Raw genomic sequence first — 14,581 nt, 5'->3', positions numbered from 1 at the left:
TGTGTCATCGATTGCACACAAACGGAACACGATTCCACGGAAATCCTTGCACTACCAAACACCGTTGGAAGTATTTTTGAGTTACTTAGATGAAGCTGTTTTGTCTAGCTTAATTTGACAAATCAAAATTTAAATAAAATAGCAAAAGTTCACTATCTTTAAGTGAACTTTTGCTTTATTTAGAAATTAACGACGTTTTTTCTTCATTTTTTTCAAGCGACGTTGTAATTCTTTTTCTTTTTGTTGTTTCTCTTTTTGTTCAGGTGACATAAAGTCAGAATCGTTCATTTGTGGCATTCCTGGCATATTTGGCATGCCTCCACCACCATTTTGTTTCATCTGATTCATCATTTTCTTCATATTACCCATCTTACCATTCGAAGCTGAACTCATCATTTGACGTGTTTGGTTGAATTGCTTAATTAATTGGTTCACGGCTTCAAGCTCTTGCCCCGCACCGGCAGCAATTCTTTTACGTCGACTTTGTGAGATAATATCTGGATTTGTACGCTCTTGAGGTGTCATTGACATCACAATTGCTTTGACACGCGCCATATCTTTTTCAGATACATCGAAGTCTTCTACACCTGGTAATTTATTCAAACCTGGAATCATCTTGATGATATCTTTGATTGAACCCATTTTGTTTACTTGATCCATTTGAGCAATGAAATCATTAAAGTCAAAGGAAGCATCTTTGATTTTGTCGGCCATTTTCTGAGCTTCGTCTTCATCAAAATCTTGTTGCGCTTTCTCAATCAGCGTCATCATATCCCCCATACCTAGGATACGACTCGACATACGGTCTGGATAGAATGGTTCTAAGGCGTCTAATTTCTCACCTTGACCTGTAAATTTAATAGGTTTATCGGTAATTGAACGAATCGATAGTGCCGCTCCACCACGAGTATCACCATCGAGTTTTGTAATGACAACCCCTGTTATATCAAGTGACTCATTGAAAGATTGCGCAACGTTTACCGCATCTTGTCCGGTCATAGCATCAACAGTTAGTAAAATCTCTTGCGGATTTGCGACTGCTTTAATATTACGTAATTCAGCCATTAATTCTTCGTTGACGTGTAAACGACCCGCCGTATCAATGATAACGACTTCGTTCCCTTGTAGTCTTGCTTGGTTTAATGCTGCTTCAGCAATTCTTACTGGATCCGCATCTGTTCCTTCACTATAAACACCAAAACCTAATTGTTGACCAATGGTTTGTAATTGTTCAATCGCTGCTGGACGGTAAACGTCGGCAGCAACTAATAATGGGCGCTTTTTATTTTCTTTTTCAGAAATATATTTAGCTAATTTACCTACCGTTGTCGTCTTACCAGCACCTTGTAAACCAGCCATCATAATAACTGTTGGTGGTTGCGCTGAGAAGTTTAATGGAACGAGTTCCCCACCCATTAAGGCTGTTAATTCTTCATCAACAATTTTTAAAACTTGTTGCGCTGGAGATAATGATTTTAATACATCGGAACCTAATGCTCTTTCATTCACACTCTTAACGAATGTTTTTACTACTTGAAAGTTAACATCGGCCTCAAGTAAAGCAAGTCTTATCTCACGCATCATTTGTTTCAGGTCGGCTTCGGTGATTGTCCCTCCCGAACTAACCTGGCTAATCGCACCTTGTAGGCGCTCTGAAAGTCCTTCAAAAGCCATATTATTACCCCTCTATTTCTTAATCTTCTATTTGAATTAATTTTTCTATGACTGAATGAGCTTCTTTGTATGTTAATAACTCACTCAATGTATTTAATAATTGCATACGTTCTTCACGTTTCTCATTTAAACGGAGTGTTTTTTCATATTCTAGCAAGGATTTCTCTCCACGCTTAATATTATCATGAACGCCTTGACGACTAATATCGAAATGTTCGGCGATTTCACTTAAAGATAAGTCTTCTTCATAATAAAATGACAACATATCTTGTTGTTTCTCTGTCAACAGAGCTTTATAAAATGAGAACAATTGACCAATATAAATCGTTTTTTCTAACGACATTCTATTCACCTGTTCTTCAGGATACTCAATATAAATAGCTAATCGATCCGCTAAATCCTTGGGTGTTACATGCTCCAATACTTCAGCAAATTCGTGTACTTCTTCTTTCGTGTATCCTAACCTATTTTGTAAGAAATATTCCCATATTTCGTGTTTTCTCACCATTTCTTGAGCCATTAGATGACCTTTTGGTGTTAATGCACTACCGCGGTAGCGTTCGTTAATTACTAGGCCTTTTTTAGCCAATTTATTAATCATTTCACTCACGGAGGCTGGAGAAACCTCTAATCCCTCAGCGATTGTTTTATTAGAGATGGATTCATCTCCTGCATGTTCATATATAAACTTTACATAGTCCTCGCGACTCTGTGACATTGACATCACCCCAATGATTTTTTTTCCAATCCTAATTTTACCATGTTTTCCCTTTAGCCTCAAATTTATTTAAACTTTTCGGTTGACTTTAGGCACGCCTAACATTATAATTCAATTAACACTTAGGCACGCCTAAAAATTAGTGTTTGGAGGTTTGAAATGAAAAAATATATTAAATACATCATGACTCTATTTATGGTCATCATTTTGTTATTCACTTATGTAACGCCCATCGGTCATGCTCAAGCAGATAAAGAAGAAATTACAGTCACAACGACTTTTTTAGTTGATATTGTAGAACAACTCGCCCCAGAAACGTTTGAGGTTGTTTCAATTGTCCCTGCTGGTGGTGACCCGCATACGTATACAGCAACGGCTAGAAATTTAAAAGACATTACTGAATCTGACCTCGTGTTATTTCATGGTTTGCATTTTGAGGCACAGATGGCAGAAGTTTTAGATGCACTGCCACATACAAGATCTGTGACAGCGGAGTTTAATAATGACCAGCTAATCTCAATTTCTGAGGATTCTCAAGAAGTCGATCCGCATTATTGGTTCGATATAGATTTATATAAACAATCTGTTCTAACAACTCAACAAGCTTTAGTTGAAATTTACCCTGAGTATAAAAAATTAGTAAATGAAAATACAGAAAGATATATAGAAGAATTAGATGCTTTAAATCAATGGATCCATGAAAAAGTTGCAGAATTACCTGTGGAACAACGCATTCTCGTAACTCCACACGATGCCTTTGCATACTTTGCCCAGGCTTATGACTTCACAGTATATGCTCCTCAAGGAATCAGTACTGAATCTGAAGTCTCTAATGACGCAATCATTAAAACGGTTAAGTTTATTGTCGACAACGATGTGCCAGCCATATTCTTAGATACAACGTCTAACCCGCAAGCGATGGAAAAGCTTCAAGAAGGAGTCAACCAACAGGATGCAGAGGTTGTCGTTGTGGGTGGTGAAGGTCAAGAATTGTTCTCAGACTCTTTAGCTGCAACTGGTCAGTCGAACGATAATTACATTGAGATGTATCAACATAATGTGTCATTAATCGTTGATCATTTAATTCGTTAATTATAATTTAAAAGGAGTGATTCATATGAATTCAATTATTACGATCGAAAACTTATCGGTGAGATATCAACAAACTCTTGCCCTAAACAATATTACATTACAAGTTCCGGAAAATGTTCGCATGGCTATCATCGGCCCGAATGGTGCTGGTAAATCAACTTTTATAAAGGCCATTCTTAATTTAATACCCGCTAAACAACATAAGCTAAGCTTTTTCAATGACCTTACATTGAAACAAGCACGCTCTAAAATCGCTTATGTCCCTCAGACTTCAGAAGTTAACTGGCATTTCCCAACAACTGTCAAAGACGTTGTGACGATGGGAGTGAGCTCAAATCGTTGGGGCTTTCAATCTGTGAGTGAAGAGCAAAAAATTGTTGTTTCTCAAGCACTCGAAGCAATGGAACTCACTGATCTTTCGAATCGTCAAATCAGTCAATTATCTGGAGGTCAAAAACAAAGAGTCTTTATTGCACGTGCCATTGCACAAGACGCTGATTTGTATTTTTTTGATGAGCCGCTTGCTGGTGTCGACATGAAATCTGAAGCCATTATTATGGCGCAATTAAAAGAATTTCAGGACGCAGGAAAGACTAGTTTGACTGTTCACCATGACTTAAATTCAGTGCCTGATAATTTTGATTATGTGTTGTTCCTCAATAAAGAGGTTATCGCAACAGGTCCAACGGTAGATGTATTTACGCGAGAAAATATTGATAAAGCTTATTTAAATCAGTCTCAGCAAAATAATGTTGAACCGAGTTCAAATCAAGCGGGCTTACATATTCTAGGAGCTGATCAACATGTTTGATATCTCTTTTGATTATTTCTTCTGGGTTGTCGCACTTGGAACCATGGCACTCGGCTTCGCATCAGGTATTATCGGTACTACGATTGTCTTAGAAGGCCAAAGTCAATTGGGTGATGCGATTGGGCATTCAGTATACCCTGGAGTAATTATTGCTTTTATGTTATTTCAAACGAGAAATTCTCTCGTGTTACTATTAGGTGCCATTGTTGTTGGTTATATAGCCTATGTTCTAATTAACTGGATTCACAAATATAGCCATTTTGCTTATGAAAGTGTCCTGGCACTTGTACTTTCGTCCTTTTTCAGCTTAGGTTTAATGCTTTACCAAATTGTACAAACGAATCCCAAATTCCAATCAGTGAATTTCTCTGGTTTGAATAATTATATTATGGGACAAGCCGCTTTTTTAACGCAATTTGATGTGAATGTTATTTTGATTGTTGCTGTTATCATCGCCCTTATATTTTGGCTTTATTATCCAAAGATTAAAATATATTTGTTCGATAAAACTTTTGCTGAAACCATTGCCATTAATACGAAATTTATCAATTATATCTTATTAACGTTAAGTTTATTAGCCATTGTCATTGGTTTACAAGCTGTTGGGACAAAGTTAATTAGTAGCATGTTAGTCGCTCCCGTCGTTGGGGCAATGCAATGGACAAATAACTATCCTAAAACTATCTTTTTATCAGGCTTTTTTGGCTTATTTGCTGGTTTTATGGGGACTTTACTTAGTACAAATATTTCTGATTTGGCGACAGGACCAACCATTGTAGTTGTATTGTCAGGTATCGCTTTAGTATCTGTCTTCATCGGGCCTAAAGGCTTGCTAGGCTCTTATGTTTTACGTAAAAGAGGTGTAGTGTCATGATGATTCAAATTTTATTAATTTTAATTGTTGTTGCTTTAGCTTGTAGTCTATTGGGTTCTCTATTGTTGATGCGTTCGAGTTTAATGGTAGCCGACGCCATATCACATACCATTTTATTAGGGATTGTGATTGCATTTTACTTTACGGAAGATTTGTCTTCGCCCTATTTAATTATCGGTGCAACCTTGTTCGGTGTCATTACTGTTATCTTAATTGACTTATTGACAAAGACCGGTCGAATGAAAAACGACGCAGCGATTGGTTTGGTGTTCCCCTTACTATTCTCAATTGCCGTTATTATCATCTCCAAATATTATACAAATGTGCATTTAGACATTGATATGGTCCTTTTAGGTCAAGTCGAACTGGCACCATTACGCCAAGTTGAAATATTTTCAATTCAAATGCCACAGGCATTCTTTATTGGTTTGATTATTTTATTCATTAATTTGGCTTTTATCTTTATTTTCTATAATCCATTGAAGATTCGTTTGTTTGATGAAACCTTTGCTCGAACTATTGGAATTAATGTTGCTGCACTCGACTTAGTATTGATGACTTTAGTTTCTCTGACGGCAGTCACTTCTTTTGAAAGTGTTGGGTCTATTCTAGTCATCGCCTTAATGGCAGCGCCTGGGATGACCGCTAGATGTTTTACGAATAAATTTAGCACTTTATTAATCGGTTCAGCTTTTATTACCGTACTTAATTCCGTCCTTGGTTATTACATTGGGATTTATCTCGATACTTCGATATCAAGTATGGTTGCTGTCACTGGATTTGTAGTCTTTTTACTCGTATTTTTAGGAACAAATATTATTCTTCCTAAACTCAGACATCAGAAATTGGCACTTTAATAACTATATAATAGAAAACAAAAATATCCGTGAAGTCGATTTTTGACCTCACGGATATTTTATTAAGCTTGCTTATCTTCAATCACATCACGAACTAAATTATACATATATTGTTCAGGATCAAATTGTTGTAAGTCAGTGGCTTGCTCACCTAATCCAATATATTTAACCGGGATATCTAAATCATAACGAATCGAAAGAACAACCCCACCTTTAGCCGTTCCATCTAATTTTGTTAAAACTAAACCAGTAATTTCAGTTGCTTCATTGAATTGTTTCGCTTGAATGAGTGCATTTTGACCTGTCGTCGCATCCAATACTAAGAACACTTCTTGAACACCATTTGGATTCTCACGTTCAATGATTCGTTTCATTTTGGCTAACTCTTCCATTAAGTTCGCTTTAGTTTGTAATCTTCCGGCAGTATCTACGAGTAAGTAATCGTAATTCTCTTCATTCGCTCGTTTCACTGCATCAAACACGACTGAAGCTGGATCGCTATTGGCTTTTCCAGTCACGACTGGAATATCTAATCGCTCTCCCCACACATTTAACTGTTCAATGGCACCTGCACGGAAAGTATCTCCAGCGGCCATAATAACTTTTTTGCCTTCTTGTTTTAAGTTATAACCAATTTTACCTACAGAAGTTGTCTTACCAACACCATTTACTCCTACAAATAGAATGACAGTGGGCCCATCAGGATTTTCTTTAATTGCGACCGTTCCCGTTTCATTCTTCTCATAAATGTTCACCATTTGTTCTAGAACAACGCGCTTAACATCCTCAGGACGACTCACATTCTCTTCTTCAATCGCATCACGAATAGCATCCGTTAAGGCAATTGTCATATTGAAACCAACATCTGCACCAATAAAGGCTTCTTCTAAATCTTCATAGAAATCCTCATCAATTTCTCTGAAACTTGTAAACAAGTCCGCAATTCTTTCAGAAAAGTTTTTACGTGTCTTTTCCATACCCTTGTCATACTTATCAAAAACAATCTCGGTGTCTTTTTCTTTCAGTTCTTCTTTAACAACCTGGTCTTCACCGGTAAAAGCACGTTTTATACGATCAAAAATACCCATAATCTCACTCCTTATTTGCTTATATTATAACACTTCTATTACTTAATAAAATGATAGATTGCTTTCGCAACACCGTCATTATCATTTGTATCTGTGATATATGAAGCACTGTCTTTTATCTCTTGAACAGCATTGCCCATCGCTACCCCGTAACCAGCCATATCAATCATCGTCTGATCATTATTTTGGTCACCAATGGTCATCATTTCTTCCGGTTTGATATTTAATTGTTTACCTAATTTCTTTAACGCATTCCCTTTATTAACATTGATCTTACCAATTTCTAATTGATAAGGATGTGATAAGACAGTTTGATATTCTTCCAATAAGTCTTTATTGATTTTAGGTAGTTGCTCATTTAAGTAATCTTCAACTGTACAAATAACAAACTTGTTAAATGTATGATCTGCTTCAAAGTCATGATATCTAACAGTTTTTCTTGGTGCTGGCGTTGTATAAGTTGACTCTTTCCCATCTGGATATTCAATTGGATCATACACCCATTCAGAATCAATGGGATTTAATGGTAAATTTAAACGTTCCGTTTCTTCATACCAACGCTCTAAATCGCTCGTTTCAACAACATCATTAACGACAACTTCTCCAGTGTTCGCTTTAATCACTTGGCTTCCGTTAAATACGACTAAATATTCATCGTCGCCATCGAAACCAATATTCTCGGCAAAGTCTTTCATCGCTAAGTATGGTCTCCCTGTACATAAAACGACTTTAATATCTTTTGACTGGGCGTAGTGTATAGCATTGATGTTCTCTTCTGATAAAGATTTATCTGTTCTAAGTAACGTTCCATCTAAATCTATAGCAATTAATTTTATCATTGATAACTCCTTTATTCTGATAAAGCTTCTTCCGCTTCACTTAATTTTACTGAGGCTAATTTCGAAATACCTGATCGTTCCATCGTAACACCGTATAGCCGGTCCGCACTCTCCATCGTTCCTTTTCTATGTGTAATGACGATGAATTGAGTTTGTTCTCTAAATTCTTTAATGTATTCTCCGTAGCGGTACACGTTCGCATCATCTAAAGCTGCCTCTACCTCATCCAATATAACAAATGGTACAAGTTTTACTTCCAGAATAGCGAATAACAAGGCTATGGCTGTTAGCGCACGTTCCCCACCAGATAATAAGGCCAGATTTTGTTTCTTCTTACCGGGTGGTTGCGCAACGATGTCTACACCTGTTGTTAGGACATCTTTGGGGTTCGTCAACTCGAGTGAGGCTTCACCTCCACCAAATAATCTTCGGAAAGTTTGTTGGAATTTCTCATTAATGAGTTTGTATGTTGCGCTAAATCGTCGAGTAACCTCAACATCCATCTCATCCATTGTATCTTTCAGTTGCCCCATAGCTGTTAATAAATCTTCTTCTTGTTCCACTAATAACTCATAACGTTCATTTAACTCATCATAGTCTTCAATTGCTTGAAGATTAATCGGTCCTAATTTATTGATGAACTGACGTAATTCTTTAACTACTTTATTGATTTCAGCTGTTGATTCAATCGGTTTAGCAATTTTCTTTGCCATCTCGAAGGTCAATTGATATTCTTGATTTAAATGATTCAAATGATTATCAATTAAGGCTTGATTTTTTTCAATCTGGGCTTGTAGTTTTGCTTGTGTTTGGAAACTACGTTGACTCTTTGCTTGAGATTTATTGAGTAAACTTTCTTTTTCATTAATCGTTTCACTTAAATCTTGGCGATTTTGACGGTCGGCTTGAATTTGTTTTTGTAGACTTTCGCTTTCTTTTTCTAATTTAGCAATGTCGTCTAAAGTTTCCTCCAGTTTTTCTTGGAGCTCTTCAATCGACGACAGTCCAAATGTCTTACTCGACTCATAATTTGTAATCCAATTATTAACTACCTCATATTGATTCTTTAAATCTGATAAAGTTTGTTTTAATTGTTTAATCTCAACGTCCATAACCGCTTTTTTCGTTGATTTGTCCTGTCTAAATTCTTCTAACTCAGCTAATTTCTTCTGACGGGCGTCTTCATCTAGGTTATGTTGTTCTAATATCCGATTTAATTCTTCAATTGAAGATTTTGCTTTCACAAGATTTTGTTCCGCTTGTTCGATTGTATTTCTCGCTTCATCAAGCTCTTCATCGAATTCACGAATGGAGTCTTTTAATATAATCATTTGATTATTTGCTTGTTTGTATGCTTGTTTAGCGTTTTGACTCGTTTGGAATAAACGCTGATAGATGCCTTCTGTTTGGTTCACTTGTTGGCGCTGTTCTTTCAGTTGTTGGTCATTATGTGCTAATTCAGATGATACTTTCTCCCAATCTTGTTCAATATTCTTAAGCTGTTCTCTATGTGTCTCATAGGCTTCGCTTGCTTGTTTTATTTCATTTTGGCGTGAGAGCATCGATTGTTGCCTTTGCTTTTGTTGACCCCCGGTGAGTGATCCACCAGGCATTAACACATCACCTTCCAGTGTTACAATCTTCACTGAATGACCTAAGGCTCGCGCAATGTTTTGTGCATCAACTAAAGTTTGAGCAACGATTGTATTTCCTAATAAGTTTTGAACGATGTTTTCGTTCTGCGCATCATAACTGACTAATTCGGAAGCAACGGCGATAAAGCCTTGCATTTCTTGCGCTTGGAAAAGTTTGAAACTTTGAATTTGACGCGGTTTAATGTTAGGCCGTGGTAAGAAGGTTGCTCGCCCAGCTCTTTGTTGCTTTAAGTAATTCACTGCTTCACGTGCCGCTTGGTCATTTGCTACAACGATGTGTTGCATCGATCCACCTAAAGCTGTATCGATTGCTAATTGATACGTTTCTTTTACATTTAATAAATCCGCAACCGTTCCCTCGATACCATTTAAGCGTTGCGCTTGTTGCATAACCGCACGCACGCCAGCATAGTAGCCCGTATAATTATCATGCATTTGTTTCAGTGAATTTAAACGGGTTTCAATGGTTTGAGTTTGTCTTTCTTGGTTAAAGAGCAATTGTCTTAACTCATCTCGTTGATTTGAGAGTTTTTCGTTATTCTCTGTTAATTCTTGTAACAAGGTTCTTTGTTCACTTTGGCTACCTGTGAATGCCTCTAGTTCTTCTTCAGCTTCTATTGCTTCTACTTCAAGCTTTTTAAGCTCTTGGCTAGTACTATTCATTTTCTCAGCAGCCTGGTCTTTACGTGCTCTTTGTCTTTCTAAGACTGCTTTCTGCTGTTGAATTTCATTGTTTGACTTGGCTTCTAGTTGATAATACTCCAACATTTCATTACGTAATTCGTCTTGTTGGTTCGCATTCAATCCTTGAGATATTTGGATATCTTTATTGACTTCTTTTAATTCTGCCATTAATGCTTTCAAATCTGTCTCAAAGGTTTGTAATTGCTTTGTATATTCCATGATGTCTTGGTCAAGTCTTTTCTTTTCAGCCACTTGTTCTTCATAAATATTGGCTTTATCTGCTTGTTCTGTTTCACTATATTGAATATCTTTTTCAATCATCTGTTGTTGCGCTCTTAATTTTTCAATTTGAGACGTTAACTTTTGATATGTATCTGAATTTTGATCAATCGCATTGATTAATTGATTTTGTTTGTTTTTAGATGCATCAATCTCGTTACTAAGTGTTTCATTTTGGGTGATTAAATTATTTATGGTTACATCGATATTCTTTAATTGTTCCTCAAGTTCTTCCCACCCTGTTTGATAATCTTCGATTTGTTGGGTGTATAGAGAAACTTCTAGCTCTTTTAATTCTTCTTTCTTACTCGTATAAAGAAGCGCCGTCTCTCTTTGTTTTCTTAAAGGATTCAATTGTAATTCGAGTTCATGAATAATGTCTTTAACCCGGCTTAAGTTATCACTCGATTTATCTAAGCGTCTCTCAGCTTCAGTCTTACGGTATTGGTACTTTTGAACACCTGCAGCTTCTTCAAATATCGTTCGTCGTTCTTCAGGCTTACTTAAAAATATTTGCTCAACTTGCCCTTGGGAAATAATTGAAAAACTATTCTTTCCTAAGCCTGAGTCTAGAAGTAAATCTACAATGTCTCTTAATCTAACTTGCTCATTGTTTATTAAGTATTGACTATCACCATTTCGATTATAACTGCGAGTAATACTGATTTCACTAAAATCATAATCCAAATATCGATCCTCGTTGTTTAAAACTAAAGTCACTTTTGCAATATTCACTGGCTTACGCGCTTGTGTTCCATTAAAGATAACATCTTCCATTCGATTCCCACGTAAACTTTTAGCTGATTGCTCGCCTAATACCCATCTAATCGCTTCCGAAAGATTACTTTTACCACTTCCGTTAGGACCTACGACAGCGGTCATTCCTTCATTAAATTCAATAACTGTTTTGTCAGCGAATGACTTAAAGCCTGTCATCTCTACTCTACTAAGATACATTATGAAACCTCTCCAATTATATGTAGGTAAGCAATTTTCGCTGCTTGAATTTCAGCTTGTTTTTTACTGTTCCCTTTGCCTCGGCTAATTAATTTGTCATCTACAAATAAGCCCATCTCAAATATTTGATTATGATCGGGTCCTTTTTTAGAAATTAAGCGGTATTCAATTAAGACTGTTCCATGTGTTTGAGCTTTTTCTTGGAAAAGTGTCTTGTAATCTAAATTCACTTGCTTAAGAATATCTTGGTGATTTGATAACAATTGCTTGTTCAAAAAGTTAGTCACAACTTCTATACCTTGTTCCAAATACGTTGCACCTAGAAAGGCTTCAAAACAATCCGCTAAAATTGAATCTCGATTATTCCCACCGCTCGCAGACTCACCTTTTCCTAATTGAATATACTTATGAAATTCGTTCTTTCTTGCTAACAGGGCTAAACTTGGTTCGCGAACTAATTGCGCACGAGTCCGAGACAATGTTCCTTCTGGTTCTTCGGGATAAAAATTATATAAGTAATCACTCACAATAATTTCTAAGACCGCATCGCCAAGAAATTCTAAGCGTTCATTCGACTCTAACAAGTTATGTTTTTGTTCATTGACATAAGATTTATGCATAAAAGCACGTTTAAATAACGCTTCATCTTCTATGTTAATGCCTAATATATTTTCTAAATGTTTAATTAATAAACTCATAGCATCCTCCTACTTTACTCTCTTTCTACCAATGTTGGTAGCTTACAATGCAACACTTATTCTATCATGAAAGCTTAGTGTATACCATCATAGACGTAAAAAAGAACCTCCGAAGAGGTTCTAATCAGAAAGGAATTAAATTTATTGGCTTAATAATTATTCAGCAATTGGCTCTTCAGCTAACAGGTAGATATCTGACCATTTTAAGTCTGATCCGATTGAAGTATCCCAATTACTTACACGGTTATTCACTGCTGTTAATGTATAACGGAATAATGTAGGGAAGGCAGGGATTTCCTCCATAAAGTATGCTTGCCAATCATAAAATGCTTGTTGGCGGAATTCTTCATCAAATGAATCATCCGACTCGATTGCTTTAAGCAATTCATTATGCTCATCAGTTGCCCAACGTGTTCTATTGAATTCTGTATTTGGACCCCATAATCCAGTTGGGTTAGGATCTCCACCTACTCCAAATGCAGCTTGGTAAACATCGATAGCTGGATCATCAGCTCCTAGACGCTCATAGAATGAATTAAATTCCATTAGTTGTCCATCAACTAATTGAACGTCGATTCCGACCTCACCCCATGCTTGCATGTAATATTGTGCAATTGGCTCAGCCGTTTCTCCACCTGACATTGACGCAAATCCTAATGTGAATGCTTCACCATCTGGATCTTCAACAAAGCCGTCTCCATCGTTATCTACGAAACCAGCATCAGCCAATATTTGTTTTGCTTGTTCAGGATCATAAGTATATCCTTCTTGGTCTGCATTATGATAATCCGTGAAATTAGGTGTAATTAAAGTATTTGCTGCTTGACGAATACCTGAATAAAAATTAGTTGCGATAGCATTATTATCTACTGCATAAGCCATCGCTTGACGTAACGCTTTATTCATTGTTACTCGTTCTGAATCTGGTACGACTACGCTATTTTCAGCATCCCAAGTTCCTAATTTAAACCCAATGTATGTAAGTGCGTTCTCTAAGAATCCTACACTTTGGAAGTTAGTTGCATCTGAATATGTATCATATTGGTCTGCTGGTAATGATGCGATATCATAGTTACCAGCTTTTAATTCTGAAACAATTGTTGTTGGGTTAACAACTTCAAGAATAACTTCATCAATGTTAGGACGACCATCATAGTAATCATCAAAAGCAGAGAATGTTACTGACTCACCTGGTGTAATCGATTCGATTTGGAATGGACCAAATCCAACAGGATTCGTACGTACATATTCACTATCTTCTAATTCAGCTACTGGAACTTCACCTAATAAGTGTTCAGGTTCGATATAACTAGAAACCCCCCCACCAGCTTGTAATAATGAGTTATTAAAGTTGTGATATGTTATTGTCAATGTGTAGTCATCCACAAGCTCTAATCCTGAAATCTCTTCAGCATCTCCGTTGTGATATTCTTCCATACCTACAACGTTTTGGAAGTCAGTTCCGTAACGGATACCCGTATATTCTGGGTTACCGATAACATAATAAGGGAAGATAACATCATCAATTGTGACTTCTTCACCATCATGCCAAGTTGTTCCTTCTGGAATTGTAATTGTCACTTGTTTGTTTTCTTGATCAAACTCTACATCAGCGAAACCTGAGTTATCAATTGCAAAGTTTTCATCGTATCCATATAAACCAGGGTTAACAAAACTAATAATTGATGAGTCTGGTTGTCCTTGATATAACATGTTATTTAAAACACCTGCGAAAGTTGTATCAGATACTAAGGCGTAACGTAAAGTTCCACCTTCGATGGGTTCACCTTCGTTTTCAGCAGTAGGAGAGAAATCTAAAACATCTCCTTCGCCTTCTTCTTGTGCGTGAACTAGGTTAGCAGCTGGAGCTGCAAATACAGTTGATAAAGTAAGCGCCGTTGTTGCTAGTGCAAATGACTTTTTAAAAGATTTTTTCATAAAACTAACCTCCAATTAGTAATTCTTATCTATATATAATATATTAACTGTTTTAGATTAGATTATCAAGTTTTTTTTAATTTTATTTTAATTTTATTAGATAAAAACCCATAAATCGCTTCAGGATAGTCTTTAAAAGCGTTTTATAATTTTTAAATATTATATTATATTGTTCTTTGAATTTCTCGGTAGCGCTTTATATGGTTTTATAAATAAAAATATTTTTTAAATCTAATAACTTGATGATGATAAATTAATGTTAAAGCTTATTTTATCATTATTATATTCGTGACGAATTTACAATTTAAGTGCAACAACAATAATAAAATAAAAAAAGATCCATAGTTTTCCTATAAAATAGATGTACCAACCAACTATTAGAAGGAGAAAGCTATGAATCCATACACACATCTTACC

At 36.2% G+C, this 14,581-nt stretch carries 11 protein-coding genes and 1 pseudogene; 5 read left to right on the top strand and 7 right to left on the bottom strand.

Annotated elements, in window-relative coordinates; genetic code table 11:
* A pseudogene (locus FEZ33_RS10780) lies at nt 1–118 on the top strand (IS30 family transposase); the annotation flags it as partial.
* Between the two features lie 68 nt (nt 119–186).
* On the opposite strand, the gene ffh reads toward FEZ33_RS10780, so the two are convergent.
* Nucleotides 187–1,674, bottom strand: coding sequence for a signal recognition particle protein (gene ffh / locus FEZ33_RS10775; RefSeq protein WP_138405388.1), 1,488 nt, complete (start codon nt 1,672–1,674; stop codon nt 187–189).
* Between the two features lie 19 nt (nt 1,675–1,693).
* Entirely contained in the window at nt 1,694–2,392 is a 699-nt protein-coding gene (gene ylxM / locus FEZ33_RS10770; RefSeq protein WP_171031383.1) for a YlxM family DNA-binding protein, read from the bottom strand.
* 159 nt (nt 2,393–2,551) lie between these two features.
* Here ylxM and FEZ33_RS10765 point away from each other — a divergent pair, with 159 nt between their 5' ends.
* The 4 genes from FEZ33_RS10765 to FEZ33_RS10750 are packed head-to-tail and all read left to right on the top strand — an operon-like array spanning nt 2,552 to nt 6,026.
* Nucleotides 2,552–3,484, top strand: coding sequence for a metal ABC transporter solute-binding protein, Zn/Mn family (locus tag FEZ33_RS10765; protein ID WP_138405386.1), 933 nt, complete (start codon nt 2,552–2,554; stop codon nt 3,482–3,484).
* Nucleotides 3,485–3,509: 25 nt separating this feature from the next.
* Entirely contained in the window at nt 3,510–4,295 is a 786-nt protein-coding gene (locus FEZ33_RS10760; protein ID WP_138405385.1) for a metal ABC transporter ATP-binding protein, read from the top strand.
* Nucleotides 4,288–5,169, top strand: coding sequence for a metal ABC transporter permease (locus tag FEZ33_RS10755; RefSeq protein WP_138405384.1), 882 nt, complete (start codon nt 4,288–4,290; stop codon nt 5,167–5,169). The genes FEZ33_RS10760 and FEZ33_RS10755 overlap by 8 nt, the downstream gene beginning before the upstream one ends.
* Nucleotides 5,166–6,026 (top strand): metal ABC transporter permease, encoded by an 861-nt coding sequence (locus FEZ33_RS10750; RefSeq protein ID WP_235888829.1) that lies wholly within the window; start codon nt 5,166–5,168, stop codon nt 6,024–6,026. The genes FEZ33_RS10755 and FEZ33_RS10750 overlap by 4 nt, the downstream gene beginning before the upstream one ends.
* Before the next feature lie 62 nt (nt 6,027–6,088).
* On the opposite strand, the gene ftsY is transcribed toward FEZ33_RS10750, so the two are convergent.
* From ftsY to FEZ33_RS10725, 5 genes are all read right to left on the bottom strand, one after another.
* Nucleotides 6,089–7,114, bottom strand: coding sequence for a signal recognition particle-docking protein FtsY (gene ftsY, locus FEZ33_RS10745; RefSeq protein ID WP_138405383.1), 1,026 nt, complete (start codon nt 7,112–7,114; stop codon nt 6,089–6,091).
* A 38-nt stretch (nt 7,115–7,152) separates the two neighbouring features.
* Nucleotides 7,153–7,953: a Cof-type HAD-IIB family hydrolase gene (locus FEZ33_RS10740; RefSeq protein ID WP_138405382.1), complete on the bottom strand. Its 801-nt coding sequence runs from the start codon at nt 7,951–7,953 to the stop codon at nt 7,153–7,155.
* Nucleotides 7,954–7,964: 11 nt separating this feature from the next.
* Nucleotides 7,965–11,528 (bottom strand): chromosome segregation protein SMC, encoded by a 3,564-nt coding sequence (gene smc, locus FEZ33_RS10735; RefSeq protein WP_138405381.1) that lies wholly within the window; start codon nt 11,526–11,528, stop codon nt 7,965–7,967.
* Nucleotides 11,528–12,226, bottom strand: coding sequence for a ribonuclease III (rnc, locus tag FEZ33_RS10730; protein ID WP_138405380.1), 699 nt, complete (start codon nt 12,224–12,226; stop codon nt 11,528–11,530). The genes smc and rnc overlap by 1 nt, the downstream gene beginning before the upstream one ends.
* Nucleotides 12,227–12,382: 156 nt before the next feature.
* Nucleotides 12,383–14,164: an oligopeptide ABC transporter substrate-binding protein gene (locus FEZ33_RS10725; protein WP_138405379.1), complete on the bottom strand. Its 1,782-nt coding sequence runs from the start codon at nt 14,162–14,164 to the stop codon at nt 12,383–12,385.
* Between the last annotated feature and the right edge of the window lie 417 nt (nt 14,165–14,581).

This window comes from Ruoffia tabacinasalis (assembly GCF_005864045.1).
Classification (GTDB): domain Bacteria; phylum Bacillota; class Bacilli; order Lactobacillales; family Aerococcaceae; genus Ruoffia; species Ruoffia tabacinasalis.
Note: the sequence above shows the minus strand (reverse complement) of the source record. Positions and strands in the feature narration are given on the sequence as shown.

Bases quoted from the DNA above. Each gene is read 5' to 3' on its own strand.
- ffh (WP_138405388.1), bottom strand. From the start codon at position 1,674: ATGGCTTTTGAAGGACTTTCAGAGCGCCTACAAGGTGCGATTAGCCAG.
- ylxM (WP_171031383.1), bottom strand. From the start codon at position 2,392: ATGTCACAGAGTCGCGAGGACTATGTAAAGTTTATATATGAACATGCA.
- FEZ33_RS10765 (WP_138405386.1), top strand. From the start codon at position 2,552: ATGAAAAAATATATTAAATACATCATGACTCTATTTATGGTCATCATT.
- FEZ33_RS10760 (WP_138405385.1), top strand. From the start codon at position 3,510: ATGAATTCAATTATTACGATCGAAAACTTATCGGTGAGATATCAACAA.
- FEZ33_RS10755 (WP_138405384.1), top strand. From the start codon at position 4,288: ATGTTTGATATCTCTTTTGATTATTTCTTCTGGGTTGTCGCACTTGGA.
- FEZ33_RS10750 (WP_235888829.1), top strand. From the start codon at position 5,166: ATGATGATTCAAATTTTATTAATTTTAATTGTTGTTGCTTTAGCTTGT.
- ftsY (WP_138405383.1), bottom strand. From the start codon at position 7,114: ATGGGTATTTTTGATCGTATAAAACGTGCTTTTACCGGTGAAGACCAG.
- FEZ33_RS10740 (WP_138405382.1), bottom strand. From the start codon at position 7,953: ATGATAAAATTAATTGCTATAGATTTAGATGGAACGTTACTTAGAACA.
- smc (WP_138405381.1), bottom strand. From the start codon at position 11,528: ATGTATCTTAGTAGAGTAGAGATGACAGGCTTTAAGTCATTCGCTGAC.
- rnc (WP_138405380.1), bottom strand. From the start codon at position 12,226: ATGAGTTTATTAATTAAACATTTAGAAAATATATTAGGCATTAACATA.
- FEZ33_RS10725 (WP_138405379.1), bottom strand. From the start codon at position 14,164: ATGAAAAAATCTTTTAAAAAGTCATTTGCACTAGCAACAACGGCGCTT.